Origin of the sequence: Mucilaginibacter sp. (assembly GCF_028287845.1) — a bacterium.
In the GTDB taxonomy this organism is placed as follows: Bacteria; Bacteroidota; Bacteroidia; order Sphingobacteriales; family Sphingobacteriaceae; genus Mucilaginibacter.
In genome coordinates, this window is sequence record NZ_JAQBOW010000138.1 from 1 (window position 1) to 21,664 (window position 21,664).

The window sequence follows — 21,664 nt, forward strand, 5'->3', positions numbered from 1 at the left end:
CTGATCGCGTTTGGCGCGTTTTAAATCTTCCTCGTTATCAAAAAATACGTCCCAGTTATCCATGGATATTAACTCCATCGACATGGAAGCCAGCTCTGCAACTTCTGAAGGGCAATGTTTAAAATCGTTCAGTTCCAGGTCGGCAGTTAAAAAGGTGTGAACCGCGTGGCCGCCTTCATGTACCATAGTGGTAAGATCACGAAATGTATTGGCCGAATTCATAAAAATAAACGGAGCGCCGGTTTCTGATAGGGGATAGTTGTAACCGCCCGGTGCTTTGCCTTTGCGGCTTTCCACATCAAACAGGTTATTATCTTTCATTATCTCTAAACGCTCGCCCAGGTAACTATTGATGTTGCGGAAGCATTGAATGCTCTTTTCTATCAGGTCCTCGCCACTGTTAAACGGTTTTAAGGCAGGTTTGCCCGATGTGTTCACATCCATATCCCAGGGTCTTAGTTCGTTTAAACCAAGCGCTTGTTTGCGTTGCGCGGCATGTTCGCGTAGTATGGGTACTATCTCCAGTTCAATAGCTTCATGAAAAGCGTAGCAATCCTTCGGGGTGTAATCAAAACGGCCCAGTGCCTGGAACATATAATCCCTGAAGTTTTCAAAACCTGCATTAAGGGCCACTTTATGTCTTAAAACACGCAGGTGATCAAAAAGGTCATTCAGTTTGTCTTTTTCCTGCAGGCGGCGGGTAGTGATCTTCTCCCAAACCTCTTGCCGTTTGGCGCGGTCGGTATCTTTTAAAAATACAGATGCCTGCTCTAAAGTATATTCTTTATCGCCGATATGAACAGACAGCGAGCCGCTGATAGACTGGTATTTTTGCTGTTCAACCTGTATCTCTGTTTGGATAGGGATATTCTCTTCCCTGAATAGTTCTAATGACTTTTTGATACCGCGCAGGTAAACAAAGTATTTGTGTTTATCCAGTTGGTCAATATACTTGCTGTTAACCAGTTTTTTGTTGAGTTCGTTGCTGTAAGGCGCGGCTTTAGGTTCAATTTCGGTAGCGAAATATTGAAAGTTTGCCAGCAACTCCTCATTATTGGTATCGCAGGTCATGCGGATATAGCGCCAGGCAAAATCTTCTTCCAGGGCGGCTTCCAGTTCGCTGCGGTCATGCAGCCAGTGTTCAAGCTCACCTACAGTATTTATCGGACGGTCGCAAAGGTCTTTATAAAGCGGTTCAAGCGTTTCCCATTTAATTTCAAGGTTGGCAGGGATATAAGTGCGTGTTTTTTTGTGGATCATGATTGATGTGTCCCGATAGTTCGGGATGCAGATATGCAAATGTGCAAATTAGTTGGGAAGTGAGGAAGTGGGAAATTTTTTTTGATGTGTAAATGTGCAGATATGCAAATGTACAAATTAGTAAGGATGTGCCGAAGCCCACCTGATCTACCTGACCCTACCAACAATGGCAAGAAGAGAGACTATAGTTGGGCTTTTATCTTTTTATTTTTTAACGAAGTATAAATTTAATTCTACAAATGCATCCCAAACAGCATCCCATGCATTAACAACGTCCTATCCAACAAAAATAAAACAGCAAATACCACGCTGGCTAAACCGTTGGTGGTCATAAATGCAAAGTTTACACGGCTCAGATCATTTGGTTTAACTAATCTATGCTGGTACGTAAGCATAATGCAGAAAAATATAATCCCCACATAATACAGTAAACCTACGGTTGTATAGAAAACCGGCAATACAATAAATATGGCCGATAGCACATGTAAAAAAGTAGATAATCTTAAAGCATTAACCTTACCCAAATATGCTGGAATGGAGTGCAGGTTTTCGCTGCGATCAAAATCTTCATCCTGCAGGGCATAGATAATATCGAAGCCGCTAACCCAGCATAGCACAGCCAGCGAGAAAAATATGGGCAGCAAAGCAAACTCGCCCGTAACCACCAAATAAGCGCCAATAGGGGCAAGTGACAGGCCCAAACCCAAAACCAAATGGCAAAGTGCCGTAAAACGTTTGGTAGCACTATAGCCCAAAACCACCACCAACGCCACCGGCGACAGGTAAAAGCAAAGCGGGTTAATAAACCACGTAGTGCAAACAAACAGCAGGCAGTTAACCAGCGTAAATGTTAATGCCGATGCCGCGCTGATGCGCCCGGCGGGAATATCGCGCACTTTAGTACGTGGGTTCTTTGCATCAATATCCCTGTCAAGGTAACGGTTAAACGCCATGGCCGAGTTGCGCGCAAACACCATACACAAAATCATCATCAGCAGTTTTTGCCACTCAAAAGTGTGTTGGGTAGTGGTTACCGCCAAAAAAAAGCCAATAAAGGCAAATGGCATAGCAAATATGGTGTGCGAGAAGGTTACTAATGATAGATATTTTTTCATTTATATAAGTTACATTATAGACACCGAGCGTCATTTTACCTTAACAACATCATGGTGTTTTGATTTGCAAATGTAGAGATTGCGAAGTGGCTGCGCAATAACGCTTTATAAGTTATTGATTATAAATATAATTAAAATTGTTATCCCGAAGGCTAAGCAACCATGCCCGGTTACTCGCAATAACAAAAAGGCTATCTAATAATCCTCCTTATTTTCCGCCTCACCCCAAAGCTTAAACGCGCTCAAGGCTTCATCGCGCATTAATTGCACTATGGGTAGCTTGCGTTTTTCCATCGGCAGGTTAAGCTCCTGGTAAATTAAGTGGTCGTCAAAACCAATTGCAGCGGCATCAGCTTTGGTATTGGCATAGTATATCTTATCTATTTTTGCCCAGTAAATAGCACCCAGGCACATGGGGCAAGGTTCGCAACTGGTATATATTTCGCAGCCATCTAAGCTAAACGTGCCCAACTCCTGGCAGGCCAGGCGTATGGCCGAAATCTCGGCATGAGCTGTAGGATCATTATTAGATACAACCTTATTGGCGCTGCGGGCCAATACCATACCGTCTTTTACAATTACGGCGCCAAATGGCCCGCCTTGTCCTTCTTTTACATTATACTCAGATAGGTCAATCGCCATCCGCATAAAATTTTCGTGGTTGCTCATGTTTTTAAAGTCAAGTATTACGATATAAGCATCAAGATAAGAAATAAGTATTATAAACTACACTCCCCGACTCTTGTTTCTTACTTCTCTAAAAAAAGAAAACCCCGACTTGAACTAAGCCGGGGTTTTCTTTTTTTAGTTTTTAAATTATTTTTTATCCTTGGCGTAAGCATCATTCAGTTTTTTAACAACTTCGGCAGTTATATCTAAACTGGGGTCAACATATAATACACTTGGGTTTGATTTTGAATAAGTTAAAATTGCTTTATATCCTTTTTCTTTAGCATAAGCCTTGCAAAATTCGGTAAGTTTATCATAAAGCTTGCTGGTTTCCGTGCCCTGCGCATTTTGAAACTCCGCACTGGCTCTTTGCTGATACTGATCAAACTCCTGTTTTTCACGTTGCAGGCGTTGCTCGGTAGCCTGGCGCTTATCAGCAGGCATTGTTGCCGCATCTTTTTGATATTCGACAAATTCACGCTGAAGAGCCTCTTGCTTTGCGCCAACATCAGCCTGTGCTGTTTTGCCTTTGTCCTGCAGGCGCTTGCCCATATCTTTTGCATATTCATATTTACTTATTAAAGTATCAGACTGTACGTATGCAGTTGTTTCTGTACCCGGCGACGCTGCTGTAGTTGTAGTAGCTGGCGCACTACCTGCTTTATTGTTATTACAGGCTGCCATGCTACCGGCGATTAATAAACCTAAAACGGTTTTTGTAAAAATAGAACCAGAAGTTTTCATTTAAATTGGTTTGTTTTTTTTGATGATAATGATGAGGTTTCACTAGAAAAACCGGGCATCATTTTTAATATTTTTTTTCACAAAGATAAACTTTCATGGCAAGTATCCTAATCATTTGAGGGGCTTGTTCATATCCGGTCATTTTTATCAACAATAGCAAATATTCGCAGCAAAATGCGTACTTTTGTGAGTTATTTTTTTAACCCAATATGAGCGAAGAAAATCAGGACAAATCGAATTACTCAGCAGATAATATACAGGTTTTAGAAGGTTTAGAAGCGGTGCGTAAGCGCCCTTCCATGTACATTGGCGATACAGGCGTTAAGGGCCTGCACCATTTAGTATATGAAGTTGTAGATAACTCTATAGATGAGGCGCTTGCCGGCTATTGCGATACCATAAATGTTACTATACATAAAGGCAACTCCATTACCGTTGTTGATAATGGCCGTGGTATCCCTACAGGCATTACCACTAAAGAGCAGGTATCGGCATTGCAAATTGTAATGACCGTTTTACACGCCGGCGGTAAGTTTGATAAGGATACTTATAAAGTATCGGGCGGTTTGCATGGTGTGGGTGTAAGTTGCGTTAACGCGCTTTCTATCCACATGAAAACTGTTGTTGAGCGCGATGGAAAAATATTTACCCAGGAGTATTCACAAGGAAAGCCATTATTTGAGGTAAAAGAAATTGGCGTATCAAACCGTACAGGTACTACACAAACTTTCCAGCCCGATCCGGAGATATTTACTTTAACTACCGAATATAAATATGATACACTGGCTGCCCGTTTACGCGAGCTGGCCTATCTAAATAAAGGTATCCGTTTAACTTTAACCGATGAACGTGATGCCAATGAAGATGGAACTTTCCCGATAGAAGAATTTTATTCGACCGGCGGCTTAAGCGAGTTTGTAAAGTTTTTGGATGGTACACGTACCTCAATTATACCCGAGCCAATTTATCTGGACGGTATAAAACAAGGCATCCCGGTTGAGCTTGCCCTGCAATACAATGATACTTATACAGAGAACGTACACTCGTACGTAAATAATATTAATACCATTGAAGGCGGTACACACGTTGCGGGTTTCCGCAGAGGGTTAACCCGTACTTTAAAAAGTTATGCCGATAAAGAAGGCTTGCTGAAAAACATGAAGATAGAAATTACCGGTGACGACTTCCGCGAGGGATTAACCGCTGTGATTTCTGTAAAAGTGCAGGAGCCGCAATTTGAAGGTCAGACCAAAGGCAAACTGGGCAATAACGAAGTAATGGGCGCGGTTGATATGGCCGTAGGCGAAATTTTAGGTAATTACCTGGAAGAGCATCCTAAAGAGGCCCGGATGATAGTGAACAAGGTTATACTGGCTGCTACGGCCCGTGCGGCTGCCCGTAAGGCGCGCGAAATGGTGCAGCGTAAAAGTGTAATGGGCGGCTCGGGCTTGCCTGGTAAGCTTTCTGATTGCGCTAACAGCGATCCTGCATTATGTGAATTATATCTTGTCGAAGGGGACTCGGCGGGTGGTACTGCCAAGCAGGGCCGTAACCGCGAGTACCAGGCTATATTACCACTAAGGGGTAAGATCCTTAACGTGGAAAAAGCCATGGAGCATAAGATATACGAAAATGAAGAAATAAAGAACATGTTTACCGGCCTTGGCGTAAGCCGCGGTACGCCCGAGGATGATAAAGCGCTTAACATAACCAAGCTGCGTTATCATAAAATAGTGATCATGACGGATGCGGACGTTGACGGATCGCACATTACTACTTTAATTCTTACCTTCTTCTTCCGTTATATGAAGGAGCTAATAGAGGCCGGTTATGTTTACATTGCATCGCCGCCATTATACCAGGTTAAAAAAGGTAAAGAGTTTGAATATTGCTGGACCGAAGAACAACGTGATGTAGCTATACAACGTTTAAAAGGTGCGGGTAAAGAAGATAGTGTACACGTGCAACGTTACAAAGGTTTGGGAGAGATGAATGCCGAGCAATTATGGGAAACTACCATGGATCCTGCCCGCCGCACACTAAAACAAGCCAGTATTGAAAATGCTGCCGAATGTGATCATACCTTCTCTATGCTAATGGGTGATGAGGTTGCACCACGCCGTGCATTTATCGAAAAGAATGCCAAGTACGCAAGAATAGATACATAGGATTTCGGAAGTTCGATTTCGGAATTTTTTATAATTTTTAAAGCCGCTTTTTGAGCGGCTTTTTTGTTGATAATGAATTTTATGAGGTTTATATGCACGGATGACTATTTTTCATGGCTTTTACTACTCATTCTAAGCAGGCTTGATTTTTTATAATTTTGTTACGCCTGGTGATAGCAAATAATTGATTACCAATCATTTGTTAAATTATGTTAACGAATGTTAAATAATAAGAATGATGCTTTTTATCATTTACATTTAAAAAGCCAATACCTAACTAAAGTTTAGTAATGAAATTGTTACTCAATTTACTAAGAATTTAGTTATACATTGAACCAACCTAAACCAAAATTATGAAACTCACAACCCTGGCAACCATTGTGCTCTGCCTATGCGCTTTTACTTCTTTTGCGCAAAGTTCATATAGTATAAGAGGATTTACTGTTGATACAGTTGCCAAAGCTAAACTAACAGCCACCGTTACCTTATTAGATGCAAAAGATTCTATCCTTGTTAAATTCACCCATGCTGCAGATGATGGTTCTTTTGACATGAACGGCTTACCGGCAGGTAATTATTTATTATTAATTACCTATCCCGACTATGCAGATTATGTAGAGGGCTTTAACATTACACCTGCTAATAAAACACATGATTTCGGCAATATCAGCATGGGCCTTAAATCGCGTATACTACAGGAGGTAATTATAAAGGGAACGGTAAGCGCGATAAAAATTAAGGGCGATACGACCGAATTTAATGCCAAAGCTTATGTAATTCAACCCAACTCGAAGGTAGAGGACCTGCTAAAGCAATTGCCCGGTATGGAGGTTGATAAGGATGGAAAGATAACTTTCCAGGGTGAGAAGATAAATAAGGTATTGGTTGATGGTGAAGAGTTTTTTGGGGATGACCCTAAACTGGTTACCCAAAATTTGCGCGGCGACATGGTAGATAAAATACAGGTGTATGATAAAAAAAGCGATCAGGCCGCCTTTACAGGGATAGACGATGGCGTAAAAAATAAAGTGCTGAATGTTAAGCTAAAGGAAGACAAAAAGAACGGCACCTTTGGCAAAATTAATGCAGGACTAGGCACTGATGAATATAACGAGGTGCAGGCGCTTTATAACCGGTTTAAAAATAAAGAGAAGTTTTCGGCTTATGCTACCGCTGCCAACGACGGTAAACAGGGCCTCGGTTTCCAGGATAATGCTAAGTTAGGTACATCGGGCAGTAATGTGCAAATTAGTGACGATGGTGGCTCTATATCTGTATTTGGCGGGCAGGATGACGTGGAGAGTGGGTTTGGTACTTATAATGGCGCAGGCCTTCCATTGTCGAGAGCCGGCGGTGTGCATTATGATAATAAATGGAACAACGATAAGGAGTCTATCAACACCAATTATAAAATAGGCTCGTTAGCAGTTAATACTGATCAAACTACGTTAACACAGCGGACTTTAGGTACGGCTATATCCAATACGGATAATGTTAGCAATTCGCACAATTACACCTTCAGGCAAAAACTGGATGCAGTTTATCAAAAAGCCTTTAGCCCTACAGCTAACCTAAAAATTGATGTTAACGGTACTGATAAAAACACCGACTCAAGAAGTAACGGCGTTAATACCACCGAGGATGGCAATAATCTATTAGTAAATAAAACAACCAGCAATAATAGTAGTAACGGGCAGCAAAAACTATTTAATGCCAGTGCATTTTACACCAAAAAGTTTAAAACCGTAGGCCGTACTTTTTCATGGGATGTTAATGAAACCTATACTAAAAGCACCTATGCCGGGTACATATACAATGATGTGTATACAGCTATTGACGGAAAGGACAGCATAACCAACCAGTACAAACCAACAACGCTTATTAGCTCGGTATTAAATAGTAACATGACCTATACCGAACCAATAACCAAAAAATTAGCCCTTACATTTAATTACGGCCTTGGATTAAACAATAGTACGGCTGATAGGGAATCATATAACAAATCAGCATCAGGAAATTATGATTCGTTTGATGTTATCCATAGTAGTGATTATAAATTTAACCAGTTAACAACTCAATTGGGCGCGGCATTCAATTACCGGTTTGGTGGCTCTATTTTAACTTTCGGGGCCAAAGCATCAGCAGTTAATTTTAAGCAAATAGATAGTTTTACCGGCGACGTATATAAAAGAGATTTTATAAATTGGCTGCCACGGATAACTTATCAATATAAGGCCTCGCAAACAAAATCGTTCAATTTTAATTATAATGGCAGTACCAGCCAACCACAAATTAGTCAAATTCAGCCACTGCGCTCAAACTACGATCCGATAAATATATATGTAGGTAATCCAAACCTAAAGCCCTCATTTAATAACCGTGTTAACGCGAGATATTCGGCCAGTTTACCGCTAACCAATCAGTATTTCGCTATAAGCGGAGATTTTGGAACTACCACTAACCAGATTATTAACAACAGCACCTATGATATAACCACAGGTAAGCAGGTTACCCAAGCTATTAATTTAACTGATAAGACACCATATAACTACAATTTTTCTTTAAACGGAAGTAAAAAAATACCGGCATTGGATATGGGCATAAATGCCAGCATTTATATCAATGGCGGTCTTTCTTATTTTTATACCAATGGTGTATTAAACACCAATCATAACGCTTCTTATAACATGTCAATCGGGTTAAATAAATATAAGGCAAATAAATACAGCTTTTATTTTAATGGCGGCCCAAACTATACGCTACAAGACATTTTGCCTAATAATAGTAATAATAACAACGCTTTTGGATATAATTTATACGGAGGCGCAACCATTTACCTGCCGGCACACTATATGTTGGCATCTGATATCAACAATAATTATAGCGCTGCTACAAAAAATTTGCCTGCCACTAACAAAGCAATGTGGAACGCGTCATTTAGCAAAATGTTCTTGAAAGAAAAGAATCTTAAATTGTCTATATCAGCTAACAATCTGCTTGATCAGGATCAGAACAGAAGATTCTCTTATAATGGCATTACCCAGCAAACCCTTTCTAACTCTATCAGGCGGTATTTTATGTTTACCGTTACCTGGGACTTTACAAAATTTGGTACCTCTGATACCGCTAAAAAATAACCACTATGAAAGCAATTATTATATTTTTTATTGGCTTATTAACCGGCAGCACGGTTATGGCCCAGCATGCTAAATTTATAACCACAGGTACTATTGAGTATGACAAAACCATAAACATGTTTGCTATAGCACGTGGCTTGTTAAATAAAAATGACGTATTTAGTAATCAAGCATTTGAGCAATATCAAAAAAACCAGCCTCAATTTGCAAAGTTTAAGGATAAGTTAACTTTTAATAAAGACAAGACTTTATTTACAACCGAACGACCCAATGATGTGGTGATATTCCAGGCCAACCCATTGGCTAACCAGTATAATACTACTTATGTTGATTTTTCATCAGGTATGAGTACGATATTAAGAAGTGTGCAGGGCCAGGATTTTTTGGTTAAGGACAGCATCCGTAAAATAAAATGGCGCATTATGGGTAACACCCGCGAAATTGCCGGCTACACCTGTCGCGAGGCTCATGGTGTAGTGCAGGATTCCATCTACGTGGTAGCATTTTATACCGATAAAATATGGGTTAGCGGCGGCCCCGAATCGTTCTCGGGCCTGCCTGGGATGATATTACAGGTAACCCTGCCGCGCGAGCACGTAACCTGGGCCGCTACAAAAGTCGACCTGGTTTCAGTGCCAGAAACAGCCATAACACCGCCTCAAAAAGGAAAGCCGGTTAATCATAAACAATTGGTGGAAACCCTGCGCGCCGCTTTTTCTCCCAGGGGCACACTCGGTAAATACCAGTTAAAGATATTTACGCTGTAAGATAATGAGTGAATTATGGAATGAGAGATTGAGTGAATGCTTTTTTGAGATTACACCAAATTATTCACTCATTCAAAATTCACTCATTAAAACGGATACCCAATAGCCAGGTTAAATACCGCGTTTGATCCGTGCCAGCCCGAGCCGGTATAATCCACGCCATCAATAACACCTGTATTGTTGGTTTTAGGCTTTAATACCGGGAAACCCATATCTGTACGCAATATCAATACCGACAGGTTAAAGCGCAGGCCAAAGCCAACATCGGCGGCCATTTGGCTCAAAAAGTTTTTACCAAACGCGGCGCCGGGCAGGCCATAATGGGGCCTCATCAGCCATATATTACCTGCATCAACAAACAGCGCGCCTTCTACAATACTGAACAATTTAGGGCGGTACTCTATATTTCCTTCGATCTTGATATCGCCCGACTCATCAGGCAAAAACTGGCTGCCGCTGGTTACAGAACCCGGCGGATAATAAGCCCCCGGACCTATAGACCTGGCCTGGAAACCGCGTAAACTATTTGGTCCGCCAATAAAAAATTGTTGTGTATAAGGTAAAATGGTAGAGTTGCCGTACGGTAAACCAACATCAACCATAAAGCGGGCAGCAACTTTACTGCCGGGCCCTAATTTATGGAAGAAGCGGAACTCGTTTTCCAGTTTGATATATTGATTAAATGGGGTACCAAATAGTTTACTCACCTTACCTTTTAAGGTATCGGCACCGGTTAGTATACCATATACATTGCCCGACAGGCTAAGCTTACCCATGTAGTAAATACTATTGATGCGGAAATCTTCGGTTGTGTTATCATAAGTATAACTGTAACTTGAGCCGAATGTAAATTGGTTATTAATTACATGGGTTAATGTTGGATTGCGCGTTTTACGAATGCTATCCTGGTAAAGCTGGCTAATATTGGCGGCATCAACATAAGTTACTTCTAACAAATTAAATACATTTTGCTTATGCAGGTTAGGTTTCCATTGATAACCCCATGAGCCGTTAAATGAATTTAAGGTATAAAGTTGCGAACGGTCAATTAAAGTATATCCTGTTGTCAACACCGTTCTGGGGATAAATGCATTATTCGTTTTAAAATCAAACGGACTTATAAACCGCGGCCATGACATGGATGGTTGTACGCCAAACTGGTAAACATTAAACCCGTTATGATAGCTGCCGAATTGCTTATCGGTACTGGTGAAAAAATTAAGTGTGAACAGCTCGCCGCCTTTAAAAGTGTTTTTATTCCGGAAGGTCAGGTTAAATTGCGTACCATCATAATTTGCAGATGTTTGGCGGGCAATTATTTCGGCAGTAAGTGATTTCCTTTTAGATTGTGTTAAAAAGTAATAGATATCCAGCTTGGCCGAGTCGGGCGTAACATCTTCAAATCGATTTTTAACAAAGCTAAATGGCCCAAGTTCAATAAACCTGTTTAAGCTATTATTATGTGCGGTACGGTTGTACACATCGCCGGGATGCAGCAACACTGTATTTTTAAATAAAAACGGTCTTACAGTTTTTTTGGGGTCGATAACATTGTACCAACGATATTTCTCGGCCGAATCTAATTTAAGCGAGGTATCTCTTAATGAATATTTAGGATATACATAAATGTTCCTTATCTGGTATATCCATCGGGCCTGGTCGGGTGTGGTTTCTTTAACCCTTACGAACATATCCACCTGGTGATTGGCAATGGTGCTATCGTACCGCATGATTAGGTTGTCGGGCGAAAAATAAAAGAAACCCTTTTCTTTTAAACGGGCATCAATACGTATGCGCTCGGCTTTAATAACATCCAGGTTATACCTGTCGCCAACCTTTAATAAACTTTGTGCGGCCGTGCCGGTAACCGCGGTATCCAAGTCATTCTTTTCTGTCGGGAACATTATTTTACGGTAATGATAAACAGGGCCGGTTTGCGTAGTATATATGGCCTTTGCCACCTTCGAGCCTTTTTTACTTACGGTATCGCCATTTACCTGTGCAACAAAATAACCCTCGTTTTGCAACCTGTTTTGTAGTATACTGCTATTTTTTTCAAGGTCGACTGTATTTACCAAAACAGGGGGCTCACCAAAGTGGGTATTTAAATAATGCCTTAAGCCGCGTACTTTGTTTGTTCTTGTTTTGTTATATATCCATAATTTATATCGTAACCCTAAAATTGTAGTATTTGGTTTGGGCCGTAACATGGCCAATAGCTCGGCGTTTAAGGCTTTTGCATCGCTTTTTTTAATATCCTTATCTACAATTTTTATTTGTCCGCCGGTATATAGCTTTTGCCCCGGAGCCAAATATTTGGTTGTGCTGCAGGCGCTTATAAAGGCAACAAATAAAATAACAAGTATGTATCTAAGCTTGGTCATAAGTTAATTTGATGGTTGTTTTTGTTGCGCCGGTTTGTCTGCAGGCTGCACATCTGCAACGGTTGCATCATGTTGTTTATCGGCTTCTTTCTTTTGCTTGTTTTTCTCTTTTTCTTTTTCCTTGTATTCCTTCTGCAGGTCCCTGTCTTGTTTAGGTTTTCTCTTAAACAGTTCTAAGAACCGGTTGTAAGTAAAAGTTAGGGAGAAGCCTACCCCGGTTTCAATTACCTGGCCCTCCACTACAATAAATTCATCACGGCGATAAGCGCGTATCATGTAGCGGCCATCTTGTGTTAATTTATAATTTACCGATAGATTACCAGCTATGCTGGTTGATTTTTGCCCCGGCTGGTTTTGTCCCTCAAGGTTAAAGTTGTTGCCAACTGTAACCGTTAAGCGGTCATTTAAAAATTGTTTAGATAAGCCAACATTTAAATCCGTTCGGTTTTGTTCAACCCCGGTTGAGTAATCAGCTCCTGATGTTACACCAAAGCTTAATTGCACACCACCAATAAGATTGCCTGCCAGTTTATTTAGCTGGTCGGCCAATAAACCGCTCACACTGTTACGTAGGGCACTATTAATATTTGTGCCGCCACCCAGGCTCGCTAACGGATTATCACCAATAAAATGCCCCAATACTAATACGCCAAGCACCTGTTTATTCATTTCATTAGGATCTTGCCGTATTTGCGATAGCCGGGTGTTAACATTGGTAACAACATCCGGCGATACCGTATAGGTACTATCCGGCAGCACAATATCAAAGGTGATATCCGGTTTCATTAATTCATTCTTTAAGTTAAGGTCAACATTAAATGGCAGTTTTTGCTTATACATGGTGGTGGTTGTAGCATCACCGCCTAACTGATCATTCACCAGATCGATAGGCGGTACGTTGGCTACGTATATAGCAGTAAGGTTAATATTCGCGGTGGTTGGGTCGCCCGTCCAGGTTATGGTACTGCCTTTTTTGAAATTAAATTTACGCTTCACCGTAGCATAAGCCAGGTTGTATGAGCCTTGTTCAACAGTATAAGTGCCGGTAAGGTTTATTTTTCCGCTTGGGTCAATACCACCGTTCAGGCGTGCCTCGCCTTTAAGCTGTACTACATCGCCATTACGTTCATCAACAACTATTGTAAAGTTGGCAGCCTTATTTATGATGATAGTTGCATTAACATCCAATCCAACTAAGCTTGTTTTTTTAAGTGAATCAAGCTGCTTAGCCAGCATTATAGAATCCAGCTTGGGCGCATTTTCATTAATAACTTCCACAACCCCGGTCCTGTCTTCCAGGCCCGGGTCGTTTTGTGGTAAAACAAAGGTCATATCGGTTTTATCATTGACAGTTAAATTAGCGTCAACCCGTGGCGAGCTCTTTGTGCCGCGTATCTGTATCCGGGTATCTATGTATAATTTACCGTAAAATAATTTATTATTTGCCTGGGTAGAATTTACCACCCTGAAATTTTGGGCGTTTATATCAATACCGAATTTAAAATCGGTAAAGGTTTTGGTGTACAATGTTCCGGTAACAATGGCTTTGTTCCCTGTAGAATCTACCAGCGTAAAATCTCTAAACAATATACCATCCTCATTAAACGTAATAGTCTCTTTAGGCATGGTAAAATAAGAATTCAGCATAGTCACATTAAAGCCTACCTGATTAAAGTTTACATCCCCACGTATAACCGGCGCGGTGGTTGTGCCGGTTATTTTTAATTGCCCGCTCAGGGTGCCTTTGGCATTACGGATGCTGCCAAAACTAAAGCCCTCTATGCTTTTCGTATTAAGCTGCACTATGTTCAGATTAAGGTCAAACTTGCCTTGCGGACCGGTATAGTATAAACCATTCAGATCAACCTGATTGTCTTTGCCGGTTATGCTCATGGTAGCGGCATAAGCATTTTGGGTTTGGTTATTTACTTTAAGGGCGATATTGCCTACAGTATCTCCTTTAAAGCTGAAATCGGTAATGTTTAGGGCTGATGTAAACTTAGGCGATTTTTGGAAGTCGCTGATATTGGCATCGCCGTTTATTACCCCGCCAACTTGTAAAGAATCCTGCTGGGCCATACGGGTTAAAGTCTCGATACGGAAATTCTGGAAGCTAACTTTAACAGGCGAATTCATCTGGGCAGATGTGCTGTTAATGCTCAATATCTGGTTGATGCTGGTAATGGTAAAATTACGGGCTAAAATACCTTTGCTGCCAAACTGTAAAGCGTTATCAGCATTTACGGCCCATGGTATATAGTTAAACATCACACCATTTTGCAGGAAACTAAATTGGTATTCATTTGGCAATACGCTAAATACACCTGCCATGCGATAACGCTCCTTCCGGGTAGCATCGCGCACCTGTAAACTGATGTTAAGCTTATTGTTTTGCGCGTTGCCGATAATGCTTGGGTATAGCAGATCAAGAGAGGATGAAACTTTTACTTCATCAACCGTTAAACTATAATTAAGCGCGTTATTGCCTGTATTAATATTTAGCCTTCCGTTATTTATAACCTCGGTACCGTAAACTATTTTAGGCATGGTGCCATTTACTACCAGTTCGCCGGTCGTGCTGTTAAAGCGGCCCGTAATATTAACCGGCTCTAATTGTTTAAGTGTAGGTGCAAATTGGGCAACTAATGGTGTTTTTACAATTCGTGCTGCAAAAGTAAACTGTTGCGGCGAGTAGGTTGGTTTGGTTTTAGGTGCCGCTTTGCCCAGGTTGGTGTCAAAATATTTGTTTATAACATCCTGCACAGCAGGGGCTATCTGCGTTAGTTTATATTTGCCACCCATGCGCGCCGTTAAAAACGGAGTTTTTAAACGCAGTGTACTGCTATCCGCATTAGCGGTGGATATAAGGCTGATAGTATCTATTCTGATACGCCGGGCGCTGTCTGTCACTAACAGATCGGTTACCTTAATATTAGCGTTCAGGTAATCCGGGTCGGCAGTGGGCACATCGGCAACAATTTTACCGTGCAGGCGCAGGTTTGAGGTGGTAAGATGCAGTTTTTGCAGGTTAATGCTATCCAACATTACGGTGCCTTTTACCGAAGGATATTTTTTATTCAGATCGACTTTTACGTCCAACGCAAAGCTGATGTTGGGGTCCCTCATACGCGAGCTAACTACATAACTACCATTGGTAGCAGTACCTTTAAGTTGCACGTTTTGGTAATTATACCCTTTAACGTATGCTTTAGCAACATTGCCATCAAACTGCAGACTGGCCTTTTTGGGGTCAAGCCCGCGCCCTTTAATGTTGGCAGATAGCGTAACCATGCCCACCATTTGGGGCTGTTTAGTCAACGCGCCAACATTCAAATCATTAGCTTTTATATTGGCTGTATACGTTGCGCCTGTTTTGCTGTTGCCATTTTTCATGACCGCAACCAGGTCCATAGCGCCGTAGCTCGAACGTAAATTTAGTTTGGTGTTAAAATTATTCATGCTGCCTTTAAAGTTTCCCTTTAAATTCATGCTGGCAGGTATGCTTACAGATGATGGAATGGTGCCGGCGGGAACAAGTTTGGCTAAATCGGTTTGGCTGGTATTAAAATCGACTATGTTAATATCAAAATAAGCCTTATTCATATCAGGCAGGCCCTTTAATTTGGCGGATGCTTTGATGTGGGTATTGCTTAACCCGCGTATGTCCAGCTCAGGAATATTAAGGTTATTTACCTGCCCGGATACTTTCCCGTTAATAGTAAATACCGAGTTTGGTGAATTTTTAAATGGCTCCATACTGCTCATAGTCGGCATCAACAACAACACATCTTTTAAACTTAGTTTGCTGCCATCTAAGTTGGCATTAACACGTAACAGCCCAATGTTTTTAGTAATAGCTGCAATGGATGGGTAGCTAACCTGCACTTGTTTTTGCAACCTGGTTTGCGGTGTTTCAACCAACAGGTCATTCAGGTAAGCGTTGGTTGGCCCGTAAAAGAAAGCGGTATGGAACTTCCTGATTAATAACCCGCTCTTTTCAATAAAAGTGAACGAGTTTATTTTTCCTGAAAGCGTATCCGGGTTATAAGCGATATTTTCTGCCTCCGCATTCAAATTATGGATATGCATGTGTGCAAAATCCAATCCTTTGGCAATTGGTTTTTGTGCATCGTTATCATACTTAATATCATCATTAGTAAAGCTGATCTTTGCCAGTGTAGCTGTCCACCCCTTTTTGTTGGGGTTAGAGGTTAACGTGTCTAATTTTTTTATGGCTTTAACTACAGCTTTTTTAACGGTTTGCGGTTTGGCGAAAGTAAACGCGGCTTTAGTGTCATTCAACTCAATGCTTTTTATGTTAACCTTTTGATTTTTGAGATCTATCTTATCCATCTCCACCAAAAATTTACTCAGATCAACATTGGCAGCCATTTCGCCGCTGCGATAAACCACGTAAACTTTTGATACATCTATGGTTCCCAGGTTAAGTTCCATATTCAACGGTTTAACAGCAGTGTCAATTTTAGCGGCCTGCGCTATTGATGAGCCCCTTGGTGTTTGTATAATGCGTGCGTTAACACCTGACAGATTAATTTTTGGTATAGTAAACTTCATTTTATCCATATCAAAATCCTTGATACGGGTATCAAAATGACCAAGCAGGAATTTTACATCATTACCGGTGGTCAAATCTTTATAGGACAAATTGATTCTATCCAGGATAATCTTATCCATCGAAAACTTCATAGTCGACGTTGTATCGGCAGGTTTAACCGCTTTCTTCTGTTCGCCGGCAAAAGCTTTCAGGATATAATCGTAATTGAAAATACTGTCTTTACCACGGCTAATTTTGGCGGTTACTCCCTGTAGGTTAATTTCGTTGATCTCCACCTTATGATGCAGCAATTGCAACATGCTGATATCAACCTTTAATTTATCGCCGGCTATAAGGGTGTCTTTTTTCTGATCTTCGAAATATACGCTATCTAAAACCAGCAGTTTGGGCAGACCTAAACTTATATGGCCTATTTTAACTTTTGTGTGGATTTTATTTTGTAAAAAGGTAACGGCCTTGTCTTTCGCGAAGTTTTGAACGGCGGGTACTTGTATTAAAATGACTACAAGCAACACCAGAAAGATGACACTTGCAATTATCCAGAGAATGGTTTTTAAAGCTATACGTCCAAATCGTTCCAATTTTATAGATGCTGTAAAGGTTATTAGTATTATTTTTAGTTTATATGCAAAAAGTATGCTATAGTAGCCTGCTCAATTTTTCAACAACTGTAAACCCCATCTTGTTTTTTTGGTAGATTTGTATTCATCCAAAAGTTTATAGGATTACTATGCCCGATTTTTCGCACTTACATGTACATACCCAGTTTTCATTGCTTGACGGCGCTGCTGATATATCTAAGTTATATAAAAAAGCGGCTGCAGATGGTATGAAGGCTTTGGCTATTACCGACCACGGTAATATGTTTGGCGCATTTAAGTTTGTGGCCGAAGCCGGTAAGCATAACGTGAAACCCATAGTAGGTTGCGAGTTTTATGTTGTTGAGGACAGGCATAAAAAGCAATTTACTAAAGAAAAGAAGGATGTACGTCGCCACCAACTTTTGCTGGCAAAAAATCCGCAGGGGTATAAAAACCTGGTTAAAATATGTTCTTTAGGATACATGGAGGGCCTTTATAGTAAGTGGCCGCGTGTGGATAAGGAGTTGATAGAAAAATATCATGAAGGCTTAATCGCAACTACCTGCTGTATTGGTGCGTCTGTTCCCCAGGCTATTTTGAGAAACACGGAAGATGAAGCCGAAGCCGAGTTTAAATGGTGGCTTGATTTGTTTGGCGAAGATTTTTATATAGAGTTACAGCGCCATGATATCCCCGAACAAAATATAGTTAACGCGGTGTTGCTTAAATACGCTAAAAAATATAATGTAAAAGTTATTTGCTCTAATGATTCACACTATGTAGATCAGCAGGACTCTAACGCGCATGATATTTTGCTATGCGTAAATACCGGCGACATGCAAAGCACGCCGATAGCTACGGACGAAGAAGGTGGTAAAGGCTATCGGTTTGGTTTCCCGAATGACCAGTTTTATTTTAAAACTCAGGAAGAAATGGGCAAGCTGTTTCATGACCTGCCCGAATCATTAGATAATACCAACGAGATTGTTGACAAGGTTGAAGTGCTTAAATTAAAGCGCGACATATTACTGCCAAACTTTGTTATTCCAACAGAATTTAATATCCATACCACTGCCGATGCGGATACCCTTAACCAATGGGAATATTTAAAGCACTTAACCTTTACCGGAGCTAAAGAACGCTATGTTGATCTAACCCCCGAAGTTGAAGAGCGTATCAACTTTGAGCTTTTTACCATACGCACCATGGGCTTTGCCGGTTACTTTTTAATTGTAGCCGACTTTATTAAACATGGCCGTGATATAGGCGTGTTTATTGGTCCGGGCCGTGGGTCGGCTGCAGGGTCGGTGGTTGCTTATTGTACGGGGATAACCAATATTGATCCGTTAAAGTATAATCTCCTATTCGAAAGATTTTTGAACCCCGACCGTAAGTCGATGCCCGATATTGATACGGACTTTGATGATGCCGGCCGCCAGAAAGTTATTGACTATGTAGTTGATAAATATGGCAAAAACCAGGTAGCGCAAATTATCACCTATGGCTCTATGGCCGCGCGTACCAGCATACAGGATGTGGGCCGGGTGTTGGATATGCCTTTGTCAGACGTAAACGCGCTGAAAAAATTAGTACCCGAAACGCTAGGCATCACCCTGCAGGGCGCGATTGACCAGGTACCCGAATTACAGGCAATCTATAAAGCTACGGACCTGCGCGGAATTGTTTTGCGTGAGGCCGCAAAGCTGGAAGGCTCTGTACGTAATACAGGTGTACACGCCGCGGGTATTATTATTGCACCTTATGATTTGACGGATATTGTTCCTGTCGCGGTAGCTAAAGACTCTGACCTGTTGGTTACCCAGTATGATGGCCGTGTTATTGAAGATGCCGGTGTAATAAAGATGGACTTTTTAGGTTTGAAAACTTTAACCATTTTGAAAGACGCGTTAAGGCTCATCAAACAAAATCATGATGTAACCATCGATATAGACTATATACCACTGGATGACCTGAAAACTTTTGAGCTTTACCAACGCGGCGATACCAACGGCACTTTCCAGTTTGAAAGTGACGGCATGCAAATGTACCTGCGCGATCTGAAACCCGATAAATTTGAAGACTTAATTGCCATGAACGCCCTGTACCGCCCGGGGCCGATAGAGTATATACCAGCCTTTATCAAACGTAAGCACGGCTACGAGCCCGTGGTGTTCGATTTGCCGGATATGGAAGAATACCTGGGCGAAACCTACGGTATTACCGTTTACCAGGAACAGGTGATGCTTTTATCGCAAAAGCTGGCCGGTTTTAGTAAAGGCGATGCCGACGTGTTGCGTAAAGCGATGGGTAAAAAGCAGATTGAGGTATTGAATAAAATGGAGTCGCAGTTTATGGAGGGCGCTACCGCAAAAGGTCACCCTAAAGATAAACTAACCAAAGTATGGAACGACTGGAAAGCATTTGCCCAGTACGCGTTCAATAAATCGCACTCTACCTGTTATGCTTTTGTAGCATACCAAACTGCCTATTTAAAAGCGCATTACCCGGCAGAATATATGGCAGCGGTTTTAAATAACCAGAACAACATGGAGAAGATAACCTTCTTTATGGAAGAGTGCAGACGCATGGGAGTAGAGGTTTTGGGCCCGGATATTAACGAAAGCTATATGGCGTTTACCGCCAATAAAAAAGGTGTAATTCGTTTCGGACTGACCGGTGTTAAAGGCGTAGGTGATAAAGCGGTTGAAAGCATTATTGACGAACGTTTAGAACGCGGCCCATACAAATCTGTTTATGATTTCGCGCAGCGCTCAAATACCCGCAGTGTAAACCGTAAATCATACGAGAACCTGGTTTATGGAGGGGCATTTGATGAGTTTGGTTTAAAGCGTGCGCAGTTCTTCGCCAAAACAGAGAATGGTATTTTAACGGGTGTTGAGCGTTTAATAAAATATGCTAACGACTATCAGAATACACAAAGCACCACACAGTCGTCGTTGTTTGGCGGTTCAGTAGCATCTTATATCCCCGAGCCACCCATGCCCGATGCAGAAGAATGGCCGTTGATAGAAAAATTGAAATACGAGAAAGAAGTTATCGGCATATACCTAACCGGCCACCCGCTTGATAATTATAAGCTGGAGATGGAAAAGTATTGCAATACTACAATCAGCGAGTTGAAAAACATGCAGAAAGCGCGCTCGGGCGAAGGGGGCGAGGAGGTAATGGCAGCTTTTGCACAATTACGTAAAAGAGGCGAGGTTTGTATTGGCGGACTGGTAGGCAACGTTCAGCATAAAATGACCAAGACCGGTAAGCCTTTCGGCACTTTTGTGTTAGAGGATTATAATGAATCGTACGAGTTCGCGCTGTTTGGCGAGGATTATGTAAAGTTCAGGAACCTGATGGTTGATGGTTACTTCCTACACATCAAAGGAAATATCGAAGAGAAATTCCGTCAAAAAGATAACTGGGACCTCCGCATAGCTACCATGAGCCTGTTATCAGAAATGCGCGATAAGTTAACCAAATCCTTAACTGTATATTTAGAACTAAAAGCTTTAAATGACCAACTATTAACGCACATACAGGAAGTGATTGAAACCAACAATCAAAAATATCCAATGAAAAACTGTACCCTGCGTTTTAAGATACGTGATGAGTCTATGCTGGTAGAAATGCCTTCAAAAACCTATAAAGTAAACCCGAGTGATGATTTAATGGCTGATATTTTGAGTTTGACTAATTCGGCAGCGGTGTTGAATTGATATATTGAAATTATAAAGTTACTGAGAGACTGTCTAAAAAAACGATAAGAAAGGCGTCATTGCGAGGAACGAAGCAATCTCTATGTAGGACATTCAAATAAGAGTTTGCCGTTTTGAGCAGGGCCTTGAATAATATTTTTCACGATTGATTAGCGAGTGCAGAGATTGCTTCGTTCCTCGCAATGACGTGCGGTTTGTTATTTAGATTTATATTTGGATGAAATTTAGACAGTTTGTAAGTCCACAAAAAATAATATTCTCTCAGGTGTCTCAGTGAGAGCTCTTTTGTCACCCCAAAATCAAAGTGCATAAATACACCGTTGTTAGTAATTTCTTTGTCAGATTGTCAGGTATACACTTGTGGCAAGCAATTTGAATAGTATATATTTGTATAACAATAAATATTAGAAAAATCATGGCTTTAGAAATAACTGACGCAAACTTTGAGGAGCTTGTGCTTAAATCAGATAAACCGGTATTGGTAGACTTTTGGGCAGAATGGTGTGGCCCTTGTAGAATGGTTGGTCCGGTGGTT

At 41.2% G+C, this 21,664-nt stretch carries 11 protein-coding genes; 5 read left to right on the forward strand and 6 right to left on the reverse strand.

Annotation, left to right across the window (positions count from 1 at the left end; all coding sequences use genetic code 11):
• From JWP71_RS13630 to JWP71_RS13645, 4 genes are all read right to left on the reverse strand, one after another.
• A partial coding sequence (locus tag JWP71_RS13630) for a M3 family oligoendopeptidase (RefSeq protein ID WP_299500954.1) occupies positions 1–1,260 on the reverse strand: 1,260 nt, incomplete at its 3' end.
• 233 nt (positions 1,261–1,493) lie between these two features.
• Positions 1,494–2,375, reverse strand: coding sequence for a UbiA-like polyprenyltransferase (locus JWP71_RS13635; RefSeq protein WP_299500956.1), 882 nt, complete (start codon positions 2,373–2,375; stop codon positions 1,494–1,496).
• 195 nt (positions 2,376–2,570) lie between these two features.
• Positions 2,571–3,044 carry a nucleoside deaminase gene (locus JWP71_RS13640; RefSeq protein ID WP_299500958.1) on the reverse strand — a complete coding sequence of 158 codons (474 nt, stop codon included), beginning with the start codon at positions 3,042–3,044 and terminating at the stop codon, positions 2,571–2,573.
• A gap of 147 nt (positions 3,045–3,191) precedes the next feature.
• Positions 3,192–3,788, reverse strand: a complete 597-nt coding sequence (locus JWP71_RS13645; protein WP_299500961.1) for an OmpH family outer membrane protein — start codon at positions 3,786–3,788, stop codon at positions 3,192–3,194.
• Between the two features lie 209 nt (positions 3,789–3,997).
• On the opposite strand from JWP71_RS13645, the gene gyrB reads away from it, so the two are divergent.
• The 3 genes from gyrB (at position 3,998) to JWP71_RS13660 (ending at position 9,860) form a co-directional block, all read left to right on the forward strand.
• Positions 3,998–5,956, forward strand: coding sequence for a DNA topoisomerase (ATP-hydrolyzing) subunit B (gene gyrB / locus JWP71_RS13650; protein WP_299500963.1), 1,959 nt, complete (start codon positions 3,998–4,000; stop codon positions 5,954–5,956).
• Between the two features lie 353 nt (positions 5,957–6,309).
• Positions 6,310–9,093, forward strand: coding sequence for an outer membrane beta-barrel protein (locus JWP71_RS13655; protein WP_299500964.1), 2,784 nt, complete (start codon positions 6,310–6,312; stop codon positions 9,091–9,093).
• A 5-nt stretch (positions 9,094–9,098) separates the two neighbouring features.
• The gene (locus tag JWP71_RS13660) at positions 9,099–9,860 is read left to right on the forward strand and encodes a GLPGLI family protein (protein ID WP_299500967.1); all 762 of its coding nucleotides are present in this window, start codon (positions 9,099–9,101) and stop codon (positions 9,858–9,860) included.
• An 86-nt stretch (positions 9,861–9,946) separates the two neighbouring features.
• On the opposite strand, the gene JWP71_RS13665 is transcribed toward JWP71_RS13660, so the two are convergent.
• Together JWP71_RS13665 and JWP71_RS13670 are read right to left on the reverse strand one after the other, a co-directional pair.
• Positions 9,947–12,244: a BamA/TamA family outer membrane protein gene (locus JWP71_RS13665; protein ID WP_299500968.1), complete on the reverse strand. Its 2,298-nt coding sequence runs from the start codon at positions 12,242–12,244 to the stop codon at positions 9,947–9,949.
• A 3-nt stretch (positions 12,245–12,247) separates the two neighbouring features.
• Positions 12,248–17,401, reverse strand: a complete 5,154-nt coding sequence (locus JWP71_RS13670; protein ID WP_299500969.1) for a translocation/assembly module TamB domain-containing protein — start codon at positions 17,399–17,401, stop codon at positions 12,248–12,250.
• A gap of 149 nt (positions 17,402–17,550) precedes the next feature.
• On the opposite strand from JWP71_RS13670, the gene dnaE reads away from it, so the two are divergent.
• Both dnaE and JWP71_RS13680 read left to right on the forward strand, forming a co-directional pair.
• The gene (dnaE, locus tag JWP71_RS13675; RefSeq protein ID WP_299500970.1) at positions 17,551–21,129 is read left to right on the forward strand and encodes a DNA polymerase III subunit alpha; all 3,579 of its coding nucleotides are present in this window, start codon (positions 17,551–17,553) and stop codon (positions 21,127–21,129) included.
• Between the two features lie 415 nt (positions 21,130–21,544).
• The coding region (locus JWP71_RS13680) for a thioredoxin domain-containing protein (RefSeq protein ID WP_299500971.1) at positions 21,545–21,664 on the forward strand (120 nt) is incomplete at its 3' end.

Excerpts from the sequence above, each read along its gene's own strand:
- JWP71_RS13640 (WP_299500958.1), bottom strand. The coding sequence starts at position 3,044 with ATGAGCAACCACGAAAATTTTATGCGGATGGCGATTGACCTATCTGAG.
- JWP71_RS13655 (WP_299500964.1), top strand. The coding sequence starts at position 6,310 with ATGAAACTCACAACCCTGGCAACCATTGTGCTCTGCCTATGCGCTTTT.
- JWP71_RS13665 (WP_299500968.1), bottom strand. The coding sequence starts at position 12,244 with ATGACCAAGCTTAGATACATACTTGTTATTTTATTTGTTGCCTTTATA.
- gyrB (WP_299500963.1), top strand. The coding sequence starts at position 3,998 with ATGAGCGAAGAAAATCAGGACAAATCGAATTACTCAGCAGATAATATA.
- dnaE (WP_299500970.1), top strand. The coding sequence starts at position 17,551 with ATGCCCGATTTTTCGCACTTACATGTACATACCCAGTTTTCATTGCTT.
- JWP71_RS13660 (WP_299500967.1), top strand. The coding sequence starts at position 9,099 with ATGAAAGCAATTATTATATTTTTTATTGGCTTATTAACCGGCAGCACG.
- JWP71_RS13645 (WP_299500961.1), bottom strand. The coding sequence starts at position 3,788 with ATGAAAACTTCTGGTTCTATTTTTACAAAAACCGTTTTAGGTTTATTA.
- JWP71_RS13635 (WP_299500956.1), bottom strand. The coding sequence starts at position 2,375 with ATGAAAAAATATCTATCATTAGTAACCTTCTCGCACACCATATTTGCT.